Raw genomic sequence first — 20378 nt, 5'->3', positions numbered from 1 at the left:
TTCATTGAGTTTATCGTTTATGTGGTCCTTTTTGGTGGCGTTGTTTGCGGTACCATCTATTATCTACATTGCCCACCTCAAAAACATGCTCGATACGCCCAACGTGCGCACCGTGCATGAGTCGCTGACGCCGCGGCTGGGCGGCGTGGCCGTGTTTGCCGGCTTCATGTCAGCCCTGACGATCTTTGCCGACCTAGGTCATGGTTTGCAGCAGTTGCTGGCGGGTTGTATCGTGTTGTTTTTCGTCGGTCTTAAAGATGATCTGGTCACCATTTCTGTGATGAAGAAATTCATAGGCCAACTGCTAGCTACGGGTATTGTGATGATCATGGCTCAACCCGAAATCCGCATCACCAGTTTTCAGGGTATCCTAGGTATCCACGAGTTGCCAATCGGGATCAGCTACGCATTTACGTTCCTAGTTATCGTCGGCATCACCAATGCCATCAATCTGATCGACGGCCTCGATGGCTTGGCGGGCACCATTGTTATCATTATTGTAAGCACATTTGGCTACTACTTCTACCGTTACGGCGGTGACAGCTACGGTAATTATGTTTATGTATCTGTATGTGTCGTTGGCGGAATCCTAGGTTTTCTGCGCTATAACTTCCATCGGGCCAGTATCTTCATGGGCGACACCGGCTCTCTAGTATGCGGTTTTATCGTTTCGGTGCTGACTATTCAGTTTGTTGAAATGGGTCTGAAGGTTGGGCAGCCTTTCGCCTCGTCGGCGCCTTCAGTAGCGGCTGGCATCTTGTTCGTGCCGCTCTTTGATACGATGCGAGTTTTCCTTGTGCGGATGATGGCTGGCCGTTCTCCGTTCTCGCCCGACAAAAACCACATTCACCACCGCATTCTGGCAATGGGCTTTCAGCAGATAAGCACGGTTCTGCTATTAAGTCTTATGAATCTGGTAGTTATCTTGTTTGTTATCAATTTCGCTGACCTAGGCAATACGTTATTGATTAGCGCGCTGGTCGCTTTCTCCGTGCTACTCAGCATCTTCCTAGGGGTGTATCACAGCCGAAGTGCGCAACAACGGGTCGCATCGTAGCGAGCAGTGGAACAAGCAACACGCAAGGGTGAGAAACATAACATCAGCGTCAGCAAAAGCAGCAAGGCTAGGTTTGTGCATTTGCCTGATCCTGCAGGCTATAACCAGTTGGTCCGCCGAGTATCAGCCATTACCGCCGAGCCCTAAAACCGGCATTTCTGATGAGTGGCTGATCTATGATGAGGCTGGCAACCGCTTGGTGCTCTATTTGCCTGGTTATCATAATCCAGCACGAGCATATTACCAGTGGGTAAGTATTCGACCCAAGCAGTCTCTGCGGATCACGTTTACGGCACGCAAAGATCAAAGTCTGTTTCTCGACAATCGTCTGGTATTCACTGCGCCCGCGCCCGCTTCTTATTCCCTCGATTTAGCCCAACTGTTGCCCGCCGGAATGAACTCCGGCGCGCACTTATTATGCGTGTGGCACCCCGAAACGCCTCCCAACCTCTCTTCCTTTGCTAATGCGAGCCCGGTGCCACAAGTGCAGCCAGGCAAAGTAGCGACAGGTGCACTGCTCGCGCAAGCGCGCGCGCATGGTCATCAGGGTGAGAACGTGTTCTTGTGTTTCCTGTTGCTGATCGGCTTACTCTACGGCGGAATTCGGGCTACGTATCAACCTAGCTTCGCCCGAATCTACCAGTTCGAGAACTTGTGGGGGAAGGCAGCCAAAGACCAGGAATTTCTAACTAAGCCAACAGCTACCTGGCTGAATATTTTGCTCATACTTGTGTTTTCGCTCTCATTGGCGTTGCTGCTGGTCGCTATTCACACGAACATCCAGACCATCGTTATTCTCCGCCGCCTGTTTGATGTGCCTGAATCAGCAATCATGGTTCGGGTACTTCTTTACACGGCCCTAATAGCCGGGTTCGTGTTGGGTAAGTACCTTTTTTTGGAGTTGATGGGATACATCTTTGATGTAACAGAGCTGGTAATGGTGCAGTACCGGGAGTTTGTGCGCACCTTTTTATTCATGGGGCTATTCCTACCGCTGGTCATGGTTCTCTATCTGAGTTTGAATCAGACCTTGCCCGAAGCCGTGCTGTGGATATCTAATGGTGTCGTTTCCTTGATGTTGGTTGGTACTGTAGTGCGCATTGCCCGTACGCTAAGCCACCGCGTGTCCCTGCTGAATCTGCATTTGTTTTCGTACCTTTGTGCCACAGAAGTGATACCATTGCTCGTCCTTCTGAAGCTGATTGTGTTTACGTATTGACATCCTACGGCACTGGTATTCCTGCTAGTGTTCTTCACGCCCCTTATTTGCCTTAGACTTACCATTTTCAATTAATTTATGGCCGAGAGCACAGACAAACCGGGGACGGGCCGGCACGCCAAGCGCATCTCCAGCATTCTTGTCACCCAGCCTAAGCCGACGAACGACGTTTCTCCTTACTTTGCTATTGCTGAGAAATACGGCATCAAAGTCGATTTTCGCGAGTTCATTCAGGTTGAGCCGGTTTCCTATAAGGATTTCCGAAAAGATAAGATCAACATTGCTGATCATACGGCTATCATTTTCACGAGCCGTAATGCCGTAGACCACTTCTTCCGGATCTGCCAGGAAGCAAAGCTGGAAATGCCGGCGGAGATGAAGTACTTCTGCATCTCAGAGCAGACTGCTAACTATTTGCAGAAGTATATCGTACTACGCAAACGCAAGCTATTCATAGGGCAACGGACCGCTGCTGATCTGTTCGACGTAATCAAGAAGCATAAGAGCGAGAAGTTTTTATACCCGTGCTCTGATATTCGCAAGGATGACATTCCAGAGTTTATGCGGGCCAATAACTTCAAGTTTACAGAAGCTGTTATCTACCGCACTGTAGCTAGCGATTTATCAGATTTGTCGGATGTGAAGTACGACTGTATCGCTTTCTTCAGTCCTTCCGGAATTACTTCGCTGTTCGCTAACTTCCCTAATTTTGAACAGAACGGTACCCGTATTGCTGCTTTTGGTCCAACAACGGCCAAAGCGGTGCTGGATGCTGGATTAGAGCTAGACATTGAAGCTCCCCAGCCTAACGCGCCATCAATGACGGGTGCAATCGAAGCGTACATTCGTTTGCACCAAGGTGCAGATGCAGGCAAAGAGAAAAGCAAGAGCGGTAAACAAAACGCTTAGCTGGCGAAGAGTAGCAAATAATAACGGCTTAAATCCGTTATTTAGCCTAGATTGGTTGCAGGGTTTTTTTACATTTGAAAACGCCCTTTTTGGCTTAATACTCTCATCAACAGCTCAATTCAGTTGCTTCCATGAAGGGAACTCTAATTGCCACTCTCCTGCTGTCGGCAGTTACCGGCACCACTCTTGCGCAGCAGCAGCCTCAATTCAGCCACTACGGGTTCAATGGGATGTACCTGAACCCTGCTTACGCTGGCATAAAAGGACAAGGTGAAATAACCACGATTGGTCGGGATCAATACGTTGGGTATAATGCTTCCTTCGACGACGGAGGCTCGCCTCTAACGTTCATGTTGAGTGCTTCATTGCCTGTGCAGGTGCTCGGTGGTGGTATAGGCGTAGTAGCTTACCGGGATAAAATAGCTCAGTGGACTACTACAAATACGCAATTATCTTATTCAAAGCATTTCAAGGTAGGAGAGGGGCGCTTAGGAGTTGGTATTCAGGGCATATTTAATTATATCAATCAAGGTACCTATCGGGCTAACGACCCAGATGATCCGGATGTGCCGCAGCAAGGATCGGATCATAAGTTTGATGCCGGCGCCGGGGTATGGTACGAATCGGATAAGCTCTATGCGGGCTTGAGCGTAAATAACCTATTTCGAAAAGGTTATAGCTTCAATAGTGTATTGAGCAGCTCTACTGCCTCTATCCTGAATGAAAATCACGCGTACTTCACCGCCGGCTACAATATTGAAGCTACGTCTTCCGTTGTTATAACTCCTACGGTCTTGGTGAAGATGGTGATGCCTGGGAAGTTGGGTGATAGCGACAAGTTTACGTTCAAGAGTAATTCTTACGAAGGAGGAATTCGGGCTACCTTCAACGACCGTTTCTGGGGAGGATTGGCGTATCGATATGATGAGTCCATTACGGGATTAGCGGGACTCAGCTTTGCTAAGGATAATGCGTTCAGGTTGGGACTGGCGTACGACTTTATTGCATTTAATCAAGATGCTCGTGCGCTAAGTTCATACGAGGTTATGCTTTCTTACCGCTTGCCCAAGCCCGGAATGGTCACTCGGCCTGCTATTCGGACGCCGCGCTACAGTTTTTAAAATTGTAAGCAATAATGGCCTGCTTATTGCCTTGAAGTTTTCAAGCAACTAATAAAGTGCTTCTTAAGTACTAACAAGCTGCCTTTCTTCGTTTAACAAATTTCTGCGAAGTACATGAACGATTGCCCTACTTTAGGCAGTTCACTTGTGTGCAAGTAGACCAACAGTTAAATTTGCTGGCTCAGCGAAATTGTAATCTTTGAATATTGCCGCCTAACAGACCTTTTTTCTCAATATGAACAAGTTTCTCAGATTGCCTCTCGTAGCCCTATCAGCATTGATACTGGGAGGCTGTGGTTTCGGCAAAGGACCTCAGGGGGACCTAGTCGGGGCGGAGGATCGACCTGAATTCAACCCCCAGGAAGTTCCCTTTGGTATGGTGCCTTGCCCCGGTGGCACATTCCACATGGGCCAAACCGACCAAGACATCTCGGCGTCCATGGTTAACATGAACAAGCAGGTAACTATTGCCGGCTTCTACATGGACGAGACGGAGATTACCAACAATGAGTATCGGCAGTTTATGAATGCCATTCGCCAAGATTCCATTGATGTTCTTGGAGAAGAGTATGTAATGACGGAACTCTACCCAGATACAACTGTTTGGGTACGTGACTTCACCTATCATATGGGCGACCCGCTGATGGAGTACTATTACACTCACCCAGCATTTGATGATTATCCAGTAGTAGGAGTAGACTGGTTTGCGGCCAAGTATTTCTGCAACTGGCGCACTAAAAATAAGAATGCAGCTAATGCTGAAGCAGGCTTAGCTCCAACTCCAAACTTCCGATTGCCTTCAGAAGCAGAGTGGGAATACGCCGCTCGTGGTGGTCGTGACTTAGCTACTTATCCTTGGGGAGGTCCTTACTTGCGTAACTCGAAAGGTTGTATGCTGGCTAACTTCAAACCAGGTCGTGGTGACTATGCTTCAGACGGTTATGCTTATACCTCGCCTGTCGGAGCCTTCTTTCCTAACGATTTTGGCTTGTACGATATGTCTGGCAACGTAGCTGAGTGGTGCGATGATGCCTTCATGGAAGCCTCTGTGCCAGTAGTATGGGATATGAACCCAACGAACCCAGATGACAACGAGCCTCGCAAAGTAGTGCGCGGCGGTTCTTGGAAGGACATTGCATATTTCTTGGAAACAGGTACCCGTAATTTCGAATATCAGGACTCAGCACGTTCCTATATTGGTTTCCGCACCTCAATGATTCAGATTGGCATGGGTACTAACGGTAGACTCAACTAAACGCTTTTTTAAAAGCACCTTTAATTTTTAACTTCTATATAATCACTTCTTCTTTTCAACTTCAGTAAAATGGCAGCAAAAGGTAACTTCCTCTTTGACGTAGTAATGCCTAAAATCTATGGCATTGGGGCAGCAGTTGTAATCGTTGGCGCACTATTTAAAATCGAGCACTGGCCAGGCGCGGATATCGCAATTATCGCTGGTCTCTCTACAGAAGCCGTTATTTTCTTCTTGAGTTCTTTTCAGCCTAATCCAAAAGAGGTAGACTGGTCGCTTGTATATCCAGAACTCAGTGAAGGATATGACCCTTCGACGAACAGCAACAAACTAACAGCAACGACTAACAGCAGCAGCACTGGCTTAACGCGTAAGCTGGATGATATGCTGAAGGATGCTAACGTGACACCCGAAGCTATTGCTTCGCTGGGTCAAGGTTTGAACCGTCTGAGCACTACTACGCAGCAACTGGCTGGCCTAGGTGAAGCTACTAATGCTACGGATGAATACACTACTAAGGTTCGTTCCGCTGCTCAATCTCTGGAGCGTATCAACGAAGCTTATGCTAACACTGCTCAGGCAATGCAGGCAATGTCGGAAGCTACTTCTGACGCTAAAGAATACCACGTACAGGTTCAGAACGTAACCAAGAACCTAGGTGCGCTGAACGCAGTGTACGAAATGGAGCTACAGGATGCTAACACGCACCTGAAGTCGATGAACAAGTTCTACGGTACCCTGAGCCAGGCAATGGAGAACCTGACCGAAGCTGGCAAAGAAACCGACCAGTTCAAGCAGGAAGTAACAAGCCTCACGACGAACCTGAACTCGCTCAACCGTGTGTACGGCAACATGCTGAACGCAATGCGTGCTAGCAGCTAATCTGACACGCTAGCGAATCTGTTCTATACACTTATCAGTTAGATAACATACCATACAACGATGGCAGGAGGAGCAAAAGAGACTCCACGGCAAAAGATGATTGGCATGATGTACTTGGTACTGACTGCCCTTCTAGCCCTACAAGTAAACTCGGCAATTCTACTCAAGTTTAAGTTTCTGGATGATAGCCTTTCATCTATCAACCAGAAGGTTTCCACGGCAAACGATGGTACGATTAAGGCAATTCAGGCACAAGTCGAGAAGAACCATAATCTGGCCAATGATGTAGCCGTACTTAAAGAGAGCGAAGGAATCCGGGAGCGTACGAAGCAGATGATTGCTTATCTGCAAGACGTAAGAGAGAAACTCTTAACGGCCACTGAAAACAAGGGCAAGAATGAGTTTAAGAACATGAGTTCTGAAGACAAAGTGGCTATCACCATGCTAGGTGCTAAAAAGAATGGCGCTGGTTACGCTTTGAAAGACGAACTGAACAAGTATTCTTCTTACGTTCAGAAGTTTGTTCCAAATGCTGCTCCTTTAGCACTCGACGCCAAGGAAGATCCTATGGTAACTGAGAAGGAGCAGAAGAACAAAAACTTCGCTGAGCTGAACTTTGAAAACACGCCGGTAGTAGCTGCTTTAGCTGTACTATCGCAGAAAGAGGCTGAAGTACTGAAGTACGAATCGGATGCTTTGGCTGCACAATCGAGAAAAGTAGGTGGTACTATCATCGTGTTCGACAAGGTGGGTGCTTTTGCTAGCGCTGAGTCAAACACGGTAGCCGCTGGCACTAAATACAAAGCTGAGCTATTCCTGACTGCTTCGGCAACAGGTTTGCGCCCAACCATGACACTGAACGGCAGCCCGCTACAAGTTGGTGCTGATGGTAAAGGTAAGGTTGAGTTCACAGCTACTCCTGGTGGCTTCGATGCTGCTGGTAATGCTAAAAAGCAGTGGACTGGTACTATTCGCTTCAAGCAGAATGGTCGTGACACCACCTTTAAAGTGAATGTGCCTTACACGGTTAGCAAGCCAGTAATGCAAATTCAGTCTGCTTCAGTACAAGCACTGTACTTCAAGTGTGGTAACAAATTGAACGTTCAGGTTCCAGCCCTAGGTGCTCAGTACAAGCCAGGCTTCTCTGCTTCAGGTGCATCGGTTATCCCGGGCTCAAAGACGGGGGAAGTTACCTTGGTGCCAAACTCGAAGGAGGTTACCTTGAATGTAAGCAGCAGCGGCAACGCTATCGGTTCGCAAACATTCCAAGTGCGTCCGATTCCGAAACCTGAGATTCACTGCGTAGTAGGTGGCCGTGAGGCAAACGAAAAGCAAGGCACTCCGATTACGGCTGTACGTAATATGAGCCTGAAAGCCGTAGCTGATGCTAGCTTCGCTAACTTCCTTCCAGAGGATGCTCGTTACCGTGTGACTCGCTACGAGATTACCCTTGTACGTGGTAAGCGCCCTGCTATGCCAACTCGCACTGTCAATGGTCCTGATGCGAACTTGAACGACGTTGTAAACTCAGCTCGTGAAGGTGACCGTTTGAACATTGAAGTAAAGGAAGTTCAGCGTATGAACTTCCAAGGCAACACGGAATCCGTAAACGTATCGAAGATGTTCAACGTGCCGCTTTTGTAAGCGCTCCTTTTGAACTAAATAACCGTAGACCTTTTTTGATTACTTCGGTATGAATAAATTTCTTTCCCTTGCCGCTCTGACGGCTGGCCTGATGCTGTCGGTGGCAGCTTCGGCACAGGAGCAAGCTACCACCGCAAGCAGTAACGGCTCCAACCGCCCGATTCCGAATTCAGATATCATGTTCAGCAAGACGATCTGGCGGGCGGTTGACCTTCGGGAAAAGCAGAACAAGCCAATGTTCTCGGAAGGCAAAGAAATCAGCCGGGTGATCATTGAAGCTGTAAAGCGCGGCGAATTGCAGGTTTATCGTAACGACTCTTTAACGACGACTTATACGCCTGCAGAGATGACGTCTAACATGTCATACGCCGAAGCTTCTGCTGGTTTATCCGATGAGGAAAAGGCTGCGGGTTTCAGTGAGCAAGATGCCGGTGGTGGCTGGGGTGCAGCTAGTGATGACGGCTGGGGAAGCTCTTCTAAGAAGAAGACTACGGCTAGTAAGACCAAAGGTAAAACGAAGGCCGTTGTAGCGAAAACACCTCCGCCTCCACCTAGCTACGAATATCGCTACAAGGATCTTTACCAGATGGAATTAAAGGAAGATATGATCTTCGACAAAAAACGGTCGCGGATGTATCATGACATTAAAACCATCACGCTTCTGGTGCCAGCTACCCTAGGTGCAAATACCTCAGGCATTGAAAAGCCAATCGGTACGTTCAAGTACAGTGACTTGGTTCGGGTGTTCCGCAATAATCCTGATAAAGCTATCTGGTTTAATTCGCAGAACGATGCTCAGCACAAGAATCTGGCAGACGCTTTTGAACTGTGGTTGTTCAACTCTTACATCGTGAAAGTGTCTAACCCGAATGATTCACGTCTCGACGAAATCTACGGTGGACAGCAACAAGGTGTCTTGGCCTCACAGCAGGCGGCTTCCGACCTGATTGAGTACGAGTACAACCTCTGGAGCTTCTAATCCAGTTTTAGTCAATACCTAAAAAGCCCCCGCTGCAAAGCGGGGGCTTTTTGTTTTACCTAGGTTTAGCTCCGAGTAATATTTAAGAATTAACAGACGTAGTAGTGTCGCTGGCCTGTGACTCCTGCTGCTCAAAATGATTGATCAGGATACGGGCTTTTGCTTTGCCAATTTCAGCTATTAGCTCTGCTTCACTTAACTCCCGGATCTTCTTAACAGACTTGAACTTGCTGAGTAGCTTGTCAGCCGTTGTCGGACCTAGACCTTTCACATCAGTAAGTTCCGTTTTGAGCGTCGCAGCGTCGCGACGGCTACGGTGAAAGGTAATACCAAAGCGGTGGGCTTCATCACGCATCCGTTGGATGAGCCGCAGCGTTTCTGATTTCTTATCGATGTAGAGCGGAAGAGGATCATTCGGAACGTAGATTTCCTCTAGGCGTTTGGCGATTCCAACTACGGGGATCTTACCCCACAGGTCTAGGTCGCGTAACGCTTTTACAGCCATACCAAGCTGCCCTTTACCACCATCCACTATCACCAGTTGCGGCAAGGAAGCTCCTTCGTCAAGCAGACGACGATATCGGCGCGTAACTATTTCATACATAGAGTCAAAATCGTTTGGTCCAACTACCGTTTTAATATGAAAGTGACGATAGTCCTTCTTGCTAGGTTTGGCATTGCGGAAGCAGACCATAGCCGCTACCGGATTATCACCTTGAAAGTTGGAGTTGTCGAAGCACTCTATATGTTTTGGTAGTTCCGTGAGCCGAAGGTCGCGTTTGATACCTTCCATAATACGCACCTCGTTCACATCCTTGGAGCGGTCGTTCATGCTTTCCTTCTCCTTGCGCAAATAGAGCACGTTCTTGATGGAAAGCTCCAGCAGCTTACGTTTGTCGCCGATTTGTGGCACCGTGAGCGTAACACCGGGCAGAGGTAGGGGCGGAAGAGGAACGTTCGTGAGGATCTCCTTTGATTCGCTCTCGAACTCTTCGCGCATCTGCATGACCAGCGGAGCTAAGATGTCGGCATCTAGCTCATCTAGCTTCTTCTGCACTTCCAGCGACTGGGTCTGGATGATAGCGCCACTCATCACCTTCAGGTAGTTGATGAAGGCACTCTTTTCATTGGAAGCAATGCTGAATACATCGATATTGGAAAGCGACGCATTGACGACAGTCGATTTAGCCTGGAAGTCATCTAGGCGGTCGAGTTTCTGCTTAAGCGTATGCGCTAGCTCGAACTGTTGTTCTTGCGCGGCCTGCATCATCCGCTCCCGGAAATAAGCCTTTGGAACAGAAAGATTACCACTCAGAATATTACGAATCTGCTGAATGTACTGGCCGTACGTTTCTTCGTCCTGCAAACCTTCGCATGGGCCTTTGCAATTACCTAGGTGGTACTCCAGGCATACTTTAAACTTACCAGCGGCTACGTTCTCGGGCGATAAGTTGTAAGTGCAGGTACGAAGCGGGTACAAGGCCCTGATCAGTTCCAGCACAATGTTCATGGCCGTTAGATTGGCATAAGGGCCATAGTACCGTGAGCCATCATTTATCTTCTGCCGGGTAGGCAACAAGCGTGGGAAGCGCTCATTGGTCAGGCACAGGTACGGGTAGGTTTTGCCGTCCTTGAGCAGAATGTTGTACTTCGGCTGATGCTGCTTGATAAGGTTGTTTTCCAGCAAAAATGCTTCCGACTCATTATCGACAATGGTGAACTCAATGCGCTTGATGTTCTTGACCAGCTGCTGGGTCTTCTTGTTGTGGTCTTGCTTGGTGAAGTAGCTACTAACTCGCTTGCGAATGTCGACGGCCTTTCCGACGTAAATAATACCCTCATCATCAAAGTATTTGTAGATACCTGGACGATGCGGCAGGTGACGAATTTGCTCTTGTAAATGGGCGTTGGCGGCCATAAATCACGGTTCGGTGCAGAGTGAACGATTGCGCAACCAGGAAAACCTAGCTTCCTTCTAAGAAGGTACGCAGAGTAATAACGCAGAGGTTCGCAGAGGAATTTCCGACGGATTACTTTATAACAAAAAACGTGGCTGGTAGAGATTACCAGCCACGTTTTGAAGAAGAAATCAACAGCCAAGAGTTACGGACTCTCTTAGATGTCTTCGTCATCTAGGTCGTCGAGGTCTGCCTGATTAAGCTTTTGCTCGTACGGAATGGTGTCGCGCTGCCCGCCGTTATAGCGGCTGCAATCAATTTCGATAGACAGGGAGGCAGGTTTCGGGAAAGGACCCGTATCAATGTCAACGCTTTTGATGTTGTTCTTGTTGGCGTAAACCTTCCGCATGAACACGCCATAGATCGGCAACGCCAGGCGGGCACCTTGTCCGTAGGCACCCGTGCGGAAGTGAATGCTGCGGTCCTCGCCCCCAACCCACATACCACACACCAGATTCGGGGTGATGCCCATAAACCAACCATCGGAATAGTTGCTGGTTGTGCCGGTTTTGGCACCTATCTCATACGGGAATTTGAAACCTGTTTTGAGGATAGTGGAAGTGCCGCCCTGCTCCGTGGTAGAAGCTTGTAGCATATAAGTCATCAGATACGCAGTTTCCTCGCTCAATGCTTCACGCGTCTGAGCTACGAATTCGCGGAGTACGTTGCCATTTTTGTCTTCAATGCGCGTCACCATCATCGGAGCAGTCCAGACACCTTTGTTAACGAACGTACCGTAGGCGCCGCATAGCTCATAAATACTCACGTCGCTGGAGCCAAAGCCTACCGCTGGCACGGCCTCAATGGGAGACGTGATACCTAGGCGCTTGGCGTAGCTAACGATAGTTTCCGGACCTAGCTTTTGCACCAGAAAGGCCGTGATAGAGTTCATCGAGCGAGCCAGGGCTTGCCGTAGCGTGAACATTCGGCCTGAGAAACCACCTTCGAAGTTTTTAGGAGTATAGGCCGGCCGACCGGCCACCGGAGGGAAAGTAGTGGCAATATCAGGCCGCTGGTAGCAGGGCGAGTAGCCTTGATCGATAGCGGCGGTGTAAACAATCGGCTTGAAGGTAGAGCCCGGCTGGCGCTTGCCCTGCTTTACGTGGTCGTATTTGAAGTATTTAAAATTGGTGCCACCGACCCACGCCAAGATATGTCCATTGAGTGGGTTCATGGCCATAAATCCGGCGTGCAGATACCGTTTGTAGTAGGCCAGAGAGTCCAACGGCGACATTGTCACTTCCTTCTCGCCCTGCCACGAGAACACCGTCATCTTATATTTCTTATTCAGATAATACTGAATCGAATCCTTGTTGCCTTCGAACCGATTATAAAGCGATTTGTAACGCTCAGTGCGCTTAATAGAGGTTTGCAGAAAGTTCGGAATAACCCTGCCATTCTCATCGCGCCACGGCTGCTGACCTTTCCAATGCTGGTTAAACCACTTCTGTTGCAGCTTCATATGATCGGCAATGGCCGATTCGGCATACTCCTGCATCCGGGAGTCGATGGTGGTGTAGATCTTCAGGCCGTCGGCATAGAGGTCGTGGTCCGTTTCCCTGGCCCATTGTAGCAAGGCTTTGCCTACCTCTGTGCGGAAGTAAGGTGCCATGCCCTTGTTCGCATTCTCCACGTTGTAGTGCAGCACAATAGGGGTAGAAACAGCCTTGTCGTAAGCTGACTGCTCTATGTAGCCGTACTTGCGCATTTGATTCAGCACCCAATTACGGCGCTTCTTGGAACGCTCCGGGTTAAGCGCGGGGCTGAACGCCGTTGGCGCATTGAGCACACCTACCAACGTCGCCGACTCGTCCAGCGTTAGGTTTTTGGGCTTCTTGTTGTAAAAGGTCTTGGCCGCAACGTTGACACCAAAAGCATTAGAACCGAAATCGTTAGTGTTCAAATACATGCGCAGTATTTCGCGCTTTGTGTAGTTGCGCTCTAGCCGCACGGCCATAATCCACTCCTTCGTCTTGATAATCAGCATCCGAAGGCCGGGTACGTTGCTGAGTACACCATCGTTGAGGTCGGCACGGGTGCGAAACAGCACCTTCGCCAGCTGCTGCGTAAGGGTAGAACCGCCACCACCACCGCCGCCCGTCAGCACACCGGTAACTACCCGGCCCATTGCTTTCGGGTCGATGCCGGAGTGCTCCTCAAAGCGGGCATCTTCGGTTGCGATGAGCGCATCGATAAGCGTCTGAGGCAGATCTTCGTAGTCAACCGGCGTGCGGTTTTCCCGAAAGAACTTACCCATCAGCACGCCATCGGCGGAGTAAATCTCCGAAGCTAGCTCACTCTTTGGGTTTTCGAGCGTCTTCAGGTTTGGCATTCGCCCGAACAGGTTCAGGAAGTTGATGCTAACGGCAAAAACATACAGAACAAAGAGGAGAAAGCCACCGCCAAACATCCACCAAAGCGCGTGCGTGATGCGGCCAAAGCGGCCTGCCCGCTGAGGCTTACGGGCAGAGGGTTTATTTTTAGTGGCGGGATAAGCCATGTTTTTACTAATGAATTGTAAGCTTTAACGCTGAAAACAGATCTGTCTGGTGTCGGCTTGCAAAGCCACAAAAAGGATCATCCGACATTCAGCATGCAAAACGCACGGGCTACTTGCCGTAAGTCTGTTGATAGAATTTCTGGTATTCCTCAATGTCTTTGCTTTGAAGCAGCAGTGGCAGATTATCAATACCAATAACCAGGGTTTGGTAACCCATTCCGCGCAGGCGGCTCAGCGGTGATTGAGGTCCACGCAGCTTCAGCGCATAGCTTTGGGCTACCTTGGTGCCCGGCAACGTTTGGACAACTACCATATCCAACGCATCGCTCAAACTTGACTCCTGCACCGTGAGGTTATTGACCCGGAAGAAGCGGCTGTTATACGTATTTAGCTGGGTTGCTAAATCTTTCAGGGGAGGAGTGCCTTTGGGGAAGGCCAGCACTACCACATACTGAACGTTGGCATTTGATATGTAGGCGGTAGCTGGCTTAGCTAGAATGGTAGGAGTTGAAGACGTAGGAGCAGGTGTGGCGGCTGTCGCTGCTGCGGTTTCCTGACGAGTAGTAGGAGCAGGCGCGGCAGATGGTGGTACTGTTGTGGGAGCCGAATTGGCTGTCGCTGATTGAGTGGATGGCGTTGTGTTAACGGCCGGAGGAATATTCGTGCTAGCCGGTGCAGGCTGGTTGGGCACTGCCGCAACAGGAACAGCAGACCTAGGTGCTACGGGAGCATCAGCGGGGTTGATAACGGCTCGGGGTGCTTTCGGCGTAGTGGCGCCAGCTACCCTAGGTTGCCCCGCAGGCGCTGGTGATTCATGCTCGGCATATAGAATGCGAATCCGGTTTTCAATTTCGCCGGGTCGGAACAAGGAGACTACTGGTTTATCGGTGGACGCTAGGGCACCGCTGATCTTACCAGCTTCATACTCCTTGTAGGTGTTGAGCATGGTCAGGGCTTGGCTGCTCAGCTGGCTTTCCGGGTAATCTTTGTAGAACTTTTCTACCGAGGCTTTCGCCGTCAGCGGTGGCTGCGTCCGAATGGTCAGCAGTGTGTTCAGGAACGCTATTCGATCATTCAGATCATTCTCCGGGTACTGCTGCCGGGTGAGAGTCAACAACGCGGCGGCCTTTTTGAACTCTTGCTTCTTATACAGAGCAAAAGCGGAGTCCAGCTGCACTGCTACCTTGGCATTAGCTACCGACGTGCGACGCAGGTACTCCGGATCAGCGACCAGTTTGGCGTACGACGAGTTTGGGAACTCTTGTCGCAACCGCTGGGCATAAGCTTCTGCCTTCGGCGCATCAGGCTTCTCCTTATAAAGAAGATAGAGGCTGTAGTACGTCTCAGGTAAATGCTTGCTGCGCGGGAAGCGCGTCACAAGCTTCTCGTACGTATCAGTGGCAGGTGCGGATTCCCGCAACTGCTGGTTGTAGATGGTACCTAGGGTGAACAGAGCCTCTTCTACTTGCTTCTGAGAAGTTTGCATCTGAGGTTCTGTCAGCGGAATAGTTTGCCGGTACTTCTCCGCTAGTGCCTGCGCCTGTACGGCCGGGTCGGTAGAAGCGGGAGTTGCCGTTGTTTCGCTGGCCGGATTGACATTAGTAGAGCTGGCACCAGCAATCGTAACGGGCACGTTGCCGCCCTGGTTCGTTACCGCCGAGCTGTTAGCCTGGCTCGTTACGCGCCAGTTATCCTGCAATTGCCGGTCACCCCAGCGCCGAATGAAGTCACCGCGGGCACTAGCCAGGGTTGTTGGGTTGTCGAAATACCATTGGGCTCCCGTGCTGGTAGCTGCAAATGTACCAGGATCAATATCGGGGTTGCCCGCTCGCAGCGCACTCACGCCTGAGATGGACTCTTGCTGCCGCGCCTGTTTTTCCTGCTGCGCCAATAAGCGTTCCTGTTCTCTCTTCTGCGCTTCCAGCGCCGACACCGCGTATCCGGTTAGTCGGGTCTGGAGGGTAGCAGGATCTAGCTTAGCCAGTGCTTGTAAGCTGTCCTGGGTTTCAATGATGGTAATCTGCTGCGCAAAATCTTTTAGAATGGCACTGCGCTCCGCTATAGCCGCGTAGTTAGGAGCAGTTTTGGGCATATTCTGCACCGTACTATCATAGTAAGCGGCAGCTAACCGGTACTTCTGTAAGTTCTCGTAGTAGATGCGACCAGCCAGTAAGTACGTGTATGACTTCTGGGCCTTGTTCGGGCCGGGCGTGCGCGCTGACTTCTCAAGCAAAGTTAGGGCCTCGTCGTAACGTTGCTGCCGGTAGCTGAGCCGGGCCATCTCGTAGTAGATCTTGTCGCGGTACTCTTTGTTCTTAGTGTCTTTCAGAAGCTTAGCAAAGTACTTGTCCAGCCGCGCCCGATCCGTTGTGTTAAGATCGGATACCTGACCTAGCATCAGCTTCGCAAAGAAGTCCAGCTCGTAAGGCGGATTGCGCTTCAGAATCTTGTTGAGCTCGGCGTAGGCCTTCTTGTCCTCGTTGCTTGCCTGGTATAGCTGCGCCAGAATATAGCGGGTGCGCGACTGCTCATTCTTCTCCTCTATATACGGTATGGCATGCTCCAGATGCTCGATAGCTAGCTTCTGGTCTCCGGTCAACAGATAATATTGGGCGCGGGTCAGAAACAGCTCACGCGCGTTTTGCTCGCGGCCTTGTTCTTTGTCGAGCAGGTTCGAAACGGTGAGGGCACTCTCGTAATCTTTATCGGCCATGAAGGCGCGCATCAGCCAAATCAGCGCCTCATGCTTGGCATTTGGGTCTTTGCTGGTCGTGTTGATGTACTTGAAGGTCTTGATGGCATCTTCCAGCTCATTCTTATAATAGCGTGCTTTGCCGATGAGGACGTAGCTATCATCCGTCCAGTCGCTGCCGGGCCGGTGCTGAATCGGCAGCGATGCTTTCTTCACGATATCATCCAGGTCAGCCGTAATTTTGGTAACGGTGGCTTCGTCGATGGTCGGAAACAGGGGCAATACTTGATTGTAATCATTCACACGGCCTTTATATAGCGCGTCCTCCAGCACGAGCATCTTCTCGCGAGCCAGAAAGTAGGCATTGTCGCGGGCTACCACGTTGTCGTACGCTTTGCCGACAACAGAGCGCTCAGAAGAGCAAGCACTCAGCCCCAAACCTAGGTACAGCAGCGCCGCACAGGCCAGCAGCAGACGACGGGAAGTGAAAGAAGAAATCAAGGTAGAGTAGATCGGAACAGTATCGTGCGAAATCAAACGTGCGCCCTGCACCGATTCGTTCGTTCGAGGCAGGTTCTCCTGCTGCACAACGTAGCACATTGAGTAAAATTACGGATTTTCATAGCGCCTACCCACTTTCGACAGACGAAGCAGAAATATGATGCAACCTGCTACCTCGAAAAGTAATACTTTTGCCTTTCTAAGTCCAGTGTTACATGCCCACTTCCTCTGATTTCGACAAGAAACCAACCGACTCCAACGCCGACCGTATGCGCAGCTTCGCGCAGTACTCCGGCCTAGGTTTCCAGATGTTGGCGACTATTGGGTTGTGTGCTTGGGCTGGCGTAAAGCTGGATTCCTACTTCCATAATAAGAATCCGTGGTATACCATTGGGCTGATGCTGGTAGGCGTGATCGGGGGATTGTATCAGGTTATCCGTTCGGTCACTCGCAAGTAGTAGGGTTTAGTAGCGCAACCTAGCTTTTTGCTTATACCTAGGTTCCAGTATCATAAGGAACAAGTACCAATAGAATGAAGCGTTTTTTTCGTGACCTTATCTTGTTCTGCTTACTGCTTGGAAGTACACTCTATGCAATCGGTAGTCAGTTCGGGCCGGCTATCGTTCACCCGCTAACCGGCTACATGTTAGGCTTCTTTGCGTTGCTTTCCGCCGCTACGTACTGGGTTACGGCCCGACTCATGCAAGCCAACCCCGACCATTTCATGCCAGCGTACTTTGGCTCGATGGTCGTGCGCCTGCTGGTATCAGTTAGCTTCGTACTTATCTACTTCTATAAAGGAGGAGCTAAGCAAGGGCCTGCTACTTGGGCTTTTCTGGGAAGCTTCTTTCTCCTGTATTTTCTGTTTGCCGGGTTTGAAATCTGGAGCGTGCTGAGTAACTTGCGCCCGTTTTCAAAACGGGGTTAATCAAAACTTCATCTTTTCCTTGGTGGCCCTCTAAAATGCTCTTAATGAAGCGCTTACTGATAGCTCTCTTCTGTATTCTTTCGCTTCCTGTTTTCGCTAACGAACCAGCCGCAACTCAGGCAGAAGCTACCGAGCAGGAAGCTTTCAACCCTGGAGAGATGATTCTGCACCACATCGGTGACTCCCACGAGTGGCATTGGTTCTCGACTGATAACGACCATCTAACGACTTATCTGCCCATTATCGCATACCAGCCGGGCAAAGGGTTATCGGTTTTTTCGTCGAAACACGTAGCTGAAGGAGAATCATACAACGGCTTCAAGCTGGAACACGAGCATCTCGTGGCTGAGGACGGAAGCAAAGTATACGATTTCTCACTTACCAAGAACGCCTTCGCTCTTTTGCTGAGCAGCATCATGATGCTCGTCGTATTCAGCATCGTGGCTAGTGGTTATAAGAAGCGGCGGGGTAGTGCTCCTAAAGGCATTCAATCTTTCTTTGAAGTTATTATCGTCTTCATTCGCGACGAAGTAGCAAAGAAGTCCATCGGGCCTAAGTATGAGCGCTATATGCCGTACTTGCTCACGGTATTCTTCTTCATCTGGTTCAACAACCTGCTAGGTTTGACGCCAGGTGCAGCGAACTTGACCGGCAATATTGCTGTGACGCTGACGCTGGCTATGCTGACGTTGTTGGTTACACTTTTCAGCAGCAACAAATACTACTGGAGTCACATTTTTGCCACTCCTGGCGTACCTATGTGGCTGCGCCCCATCATGATTCCGGTGGAATTGATCGGTGTCGTTACCAAGCCTTTCTCGCTCATGGTACGTCTGTTCGCCAACATCACGGCGGGCCACATCGTAATTCTGAGCTTTATCAGCCTGATCTTCATCTTTCGTAGCATCTACGTAGCACCTGTTTCGCTCGCTTTCGGCTTGTTTATCAACGTACTGGAGTTGTTGGTTGCTATCCTACAAGCTTACATCTTTACACTGCTGACCGCCATGTACATTGGCGGTGCCGTAGAAGAGCACCATGATGCTGATTTGCAGATTGGCGGCGGCGATGCTGCCACGCCTGCGCACAGCCACGGTCATTAATTCGTTTTCACCCAGCTTTTCATTTCATTCTCTTTAAAACTCCCTCTTTTATGCTTCTTTCTCTGTTGTTGCAGATTGCTAATTCCGCTGGTCTGGCCGTATTCGGCGCCGCAATTGGTGCTGGTTTGGTTGCTCTGGGCGCCGGCTTAGGCATTGGCCGCATCGGTGGTAGCGCTATGGAGGCTATCGGTCGTCAACCCGAAGCTTCTGGTCGTATTCAAACCGCAATGCTAATTGTGGCCGCTCTTATCGAAGGTTTGGCTCTGTTCGCAGTAGTAGTCTGCCTGCTGATTTCCTTCAAACTCTAGAAGAAAGAGGCATCATAGCAGCAGCCCGTTGCGCGTCGCTTCGGCGCACGGCGCAACGGGCTGCTCGTGATTTTGTAGTAAGAGTATTTTCCTGTTCTTCTCTAGGGCTGTTCTCTTATTCTTAAACTTGTCTGCCTGCTTTTAATGCCATCAGTACGAACGCTTTACTGACTAACCTACTATGCAAATCGTAACGCCTGAATTCGGCCTGATTTTCTGGCAGCTGATCATCTTCCTGATTGTCCTGTTTCTGCTGGCTAAGTTTGCTTGGAAACCAATTCTTTCTTCGCTGAAAGAGCGGGAAGATTCCATTGAGTCTGCATTGCGTATGGCTGACGAAGCCAAGCTAGAAATGCAGCAACTGAAAGCTAGCAACGAAAAGCTGCTGGCTGAAGCTCGTCAAGAGCGTGACCGAATGCTGCACGAGGCTACGCAAATGTCGAATCAGCTAATCGAGCAAGCCAAAACTAAAGCTACTGAAGAAGGTGGCCGCATGATCGTACAAGCTCGCGAAGCTATTCAGAACGAAAAGAACGCTGCTTTGGCCGAAGTGAAGAACACCGCTGCTCAGCTTTCGATTGATATTGCCGAGCGTATTCTGCGTCGTGAATTGGCTGATACCAACTCGCAACAGCAGTTAGTGGATTCTTACCTGAAGGATGTTAAACTGAACTAAGAAGCTAGGAGTTAGGAATTGGGAGCTAGAAGTCGGCTAACGATACTTTCTCCTATCTCCTAGCTTCTAACTCCTAACTCCTACAAGAATGTCTGAACAACGAGCTGCCTCGCGCTATGCTAAGTCTATGTTGGACTTGGCGCAGGAGCGGGGAAATCTGGAGCAAGTAAAGCAGGACATGGATCTGTTCGCCAAAACATTGGAACAGAACCGTGACCTGCGTTTGTTGCTACGTAATCCTATAGTAAAGCACGACAAGAAGCTAGCTATTCTGCGCGCTATTTTCGGGGGTAAAGTATCGGAAGTAACGGAAAAATTCTTCACGATTATTACTCAGCATAACCGCGAAAGCGCACTTGAATGGGTCGCTACTGAGTTTCAAAGTCAGTACGAAACGCTACGGGGCATTCAGGTGGCTCAGGTAACTACTGCGACGCCTCTTAACGCTATTTTGCGCCACGAGGTAACGAAGTTGGTACGTGAGCAAACTGGTCACCAGACCGTAACGCTTAACGAGAAAGTTGATCCGGAACTCATTGGCGGCTTCGTGCTGCGTGTGGGCGACAAACAGATCGACGACTCCGTGCGTGGCCGCTTAAACCGACTACGCAATACTCTTAAAGAGACCTCCCACCAATCTCAATTATAA

17 protein-coding genes are annotated in these 20378 nt (G+C 49.8%); 14 read left to right on the top strand and 3 right to left on the bottom strand.

Features of this window, described 5'->3' with window-relative positions; genetic code table 11:
* Window positions 1-19 precede the first annotated feature (19 nt).
* From IEX74_RS15220 to porN, 8 genes are all read left to right on the top strand, one after another.
* On the top strand, window positions 20-1057 hold the full coding sequence (locus IEX74_RS15220; protein WP_229755317.1) for an MraY family glycosyltransferase: 1038 nt from the start codon (window positions 20-22) through the stop codon (window positions 1055-1057).
* Window positions 1058-1130: 73 nt separating this feature from the next.
* The gene (locus tag IEX74_RS15215) at window positions 1131-2276 is read left to right on the top strand and encodes a DUF4271 domain-containing protein (protein WP_188814867.1); all 1146 of its coding nucleotides are present in this window, start codon (window positions 1131-1133) and stop codon (window positions 2274-2276) included.
* 78 nt (window positions 2277-2354) lie between these two features.
* A complete protein-coding gene (locus tag IEX74_RS15210; RefSeq protein WP_188814866.1) occupies window positions 2355-3185 on the top strand; it encodes a uroporphyrinogen-III synthase in 831 nt (276 codons plus the stop codon).
* A 131-nt stretch (window positions 3186-3316) separates the two neighbouring features.
* On the top strand, window positions 3317-4306 hold the full coding sequence (locus tag IEX74_RS15205) for a PorP/SprF family type IX secretion system membrane protein (RefSeq protein WP_188814865.1): 990 nt from the start codon (window positions 3317-3319) through the stop codon (window positions 4304-4306).
* A gap of 235 nt (window positions 4307-4541) precedes the next feature.
* Window positions 4542-5561: a T9SS ring complex lipoprotein PorK/GldK gene (gene porK / locus IEX74_RS15200; protein WP_188814864.1), complete on the top strand. Its 1020-nt coding sequence runs from the start codon at window positions 4542-4544 to the stop codon at window positions 5559-5561.
* Window positions 5562-5630: 69 nt separating this feature from the next.
* Window positions 5631-6440, top strand: coding sequence for a type IX secretion system motor protein PorL/GldL (porL, locus tag IEX74_RS15195; RefSeq protein WP_308421126.1), 810 nt, complete (start codon window positions 5631-5633; stop codon window positions 6438-6440).
* Between the two features lie 60 nt (window positions 6441-6500).
* Complete coding sequence (porM, locus tag IEX74_RS15190; protein ID WP_188814862.1) at window positions 6501-8084, top strand: type IX secretion system motor protein PorM/GldM; 1584 nt, start codon at window positions 6501-6503, stop codon at window positions 8082-8084.
* A gap of 49 nt (window positions 8085-8133) precedes the next feature.
* Window positions 8134-9063, top strand: a complete 930-nt coding sequence (porN, locus tag IEX74_RS15185) for a type IX secretion system ring subunit PorN/GldN (protein ID WP_188814861.1) — start codon at window positions 8134-8136, stop codon at window positions 9061-9063.
* 82 nt (window positions 9064-9145) lie between these two features.
* Here porN and uvrC read toward each other — a convergent pair whose 3' ends face one another.
* From uvrC to porW, 3 genes are all read right to left on the bottom strand, one after another.
* Entirely contained in the window at window positions 9146-10981 is a 1836-nt protein-coding gene (gene uvrC, locus IEX74_RS15180) for an excinuclease ABC subunit UvrC (protein WP_188814860.1), read from the bottom strand.
* A 197-nt stretch (window positions 10982-11178) separates the two neighbouring features.
* On the bottom strand, window positions 11179-13521 hold the full coding sequence (locus IEX74_RS15175) for a transglycosylase domain-containing protein (RefSeq protein ID WP_188814859.1): 2343 nt from the start codon (window positions 13519-13521) through the stop codon (window positions 11179-11181).
* 109 nt (window positions 13522-13630) lie between these two features.
* Window positions 13631-16813, bottom strand: coding sequence for a type IX secretion system periplasmic lipoprotein PorW/SprE (porW, locus tag IEX74_RS15170; RefSeq protein WP_188814858.1), 3183 nt, complete (start codon window positions 16811-16813; stop codon window positions 13631-13633).
* 116 nt (window positions 16814-16929) lie between these two features.
* On the opposite strand from porW, the gene IEX74_RS15165 reads away from it, so the two are divergent.
* From IEX74_RS15165 to atpH, 6 genes are all read left to right on the top strand, one after another.
* Window positions 16930-17172, top strand: a complete 243-nt coding sequence (locus IEX74_RS15165) for an AtpZ/AtpI family protein (RefSeq protein ID WP_188814857.1) — start codon at window positions 16930-16932, stop codon at window positions 17170-17172.
* 185 nt (window positions 17173-17357) lie between these two features.
* Window positions 17358-17642 carry a hypothetical protein gene (locus tag IEX74_RS15160; protein WP_188814856.1) on the top strand — a complete coding sequence of 95 codons (285 nt, stop codon included), beginning with the start codon at window positions 17358-17360 and terminating at the stop codon, window positions 17640-17642.
* A gap of 44 nt (window positions 17643-17686) precedes the next feature.
* Window positions 17687-18745: a F0F1 ATP synthase subunit A gene (gene atpB, locus IEX74_RS15155; protein WP_188814855.1), complete on the top strand. Its 1059-nt coding sequence runs from the start codon at window positions 17687-17689 to the stop codon at window positions 18743-18745.
* A gap of 50 nt (window positions 18746-18795) precedes the next feature.
* Window positions 18796-19053, top strand: coding sequence for an ATP synthase F0 subunit C (gene atpE, locus IEX74_RS15150; protein WP_188814854.1), 258 nt, complete (start codon window positions 18796-18798; stop codon window positions 19051-19053).
* Between the two features lie 181 nt (window positions 19054-19234).
* Entirely contained in the window at window positions 19235-19729 is a 495-nt protein-coding gene (locus tag IEX74_RS15145) for a F0F1 ATP synthase subunit B (RefSeq protein ID WP_188814853.1), read from the top strand.
* An 88-nt stretch (window positions 19730-19817) separates the two neighbouring features.
* Complete coding sequence (gene atpH, locus IEX74_RS15140) at window positions 19818-20378, top strand: ATP synthase F1 subunit delta (RefSeq protein ID WP_188814852.1); 561 nt, start codon at window positions 19818-19820, stop codon at window positions 20376-20378.

The sequence above is a fragment of the Hymenobacter cavernae genome, assembly GCF_014641455.1.
Taxonomy (GTDB): Bacteria; Bacteroidota; Bacteroidia; order Cytophagales; family Hymenobacteraceae; genus Hymenobacter; species Hymenobacter cavernae.
Note: the sequence above shows the minus strand (reverse complement) of the source record. Positions and strands in the feature narration are given on the sequence as shown.

Excerpts from the sequence above, each read along its gene's own strand:
- IEX74_RS15220 (WP_229755317.1), top strand. The coding sequence starts at position 20 with ATGTGGTCCTTTTTGGTGGCGTTGTTTGCGGTACCATCTATTATCTAC.
- IEX74_RS15210 (WP_188814866.1), top strand. The coding sequence starts at position 2,355 with ATGGCCGAGAGCACAGACAAACCGGGGACGGGCCGGCACGCCAAGCGC.
- IEX74_RS15205 (WP_188814865.1), top strand. The coding sequence starts at position 3,317 with ATGAAGGGAACTCTAATTGCCACTCTCCTGCTGTCGGCAGTTACCGGC.
- porK (WP_188814864.1), top strand. The coding sequence starts at position 4,542 with ATGAACAAGTTTCTCAGATTGCCTCTCGTAGCCCTATCAGCATTGATA.
- porL (WP_308421126.1), top strand. The coding sequence starts at position 5,631 with ATGGCAGCAAAAGGTAACTTCCTCTTTGACGTAGTAATGCCTAAAATC.
- porM (WP_188814862.1), top strand. The coding sequence starts at position 6,501 with ATGGCAGGAGGAGCAAAAGAGACTCCACGGCAAAAGATGATTGGCATG.
- porN (WP_188814861.1), top strand. The coding sequence starts at position 8,134 with ATGAATAAATTTCTTTCCCTTGCCGCTCTGACGGCTGGCCTGATGCTG.
- uvrC (WP_188814860.1), bottom strand. The coding sequence starts at position 10,981 with ATGGCCGCCAACGCCCATTTACAAGAGCAAATTCGTCACCTGCCGCAT.
- IEX74_RS15175 (WP_188814859.1), bottom strand. The coding sequence starts at position 13,521 with ATGGCTTATCCCGCCACTAAAAATAAACCCTCTGCCCGTAAGCCTCAG.
- porW (WP_188814858.1), bottom strand. The coding sequence starts at position 16,813 with ATGTGCTACGTTGTGCAGCAGGAGAACCTGCCTCGAACGAACGAATCG.
- IEX74_RS15165 (WP_188814857.1), top strand. The coding sequence starts at position 16,930 with ATGCCCACTTCCTCTGATTTCGACAAGAAACCAACCGACTCCAACGCC.
- IEX74_RS15160 (WP_188814856.1), top strand. The coding sequence starts at position 17,358 with ATGTTAGGCTTCTTTGCGTTGCTTTCCGCCGCTACGTACTGGGTTACG.
- atpB (WP_188814855.1), top strand. The coding sequence starts at position 17,687 with ATGAAGCGCTTACTGATAGCTCTCTTCTGTATTCTTTCGCTTCCTGTT.
- atpE (WP_188814854.1), top strand. The coding sequence starts at position 18,796 with ATGCTTCTTTCTCTGTTGTTGCAGATTGCTAATTCCGCTGGTCTGGCC.
- IEX74_RS15145 (WP_188814853.1), top strand. The coding sequence starts at position 19,235 with ATGCAAATCGTAACGCCTGAATTCGGCCTGATTTTCTGGCAGCTGATC.
- atpH (WP_188814852.1), top strand. The coding sequence starts at position 19,818 with ATGTCTGAACAACGAGCTGCCTCGCGCTATGCTAAGTCTATGTTGGAC.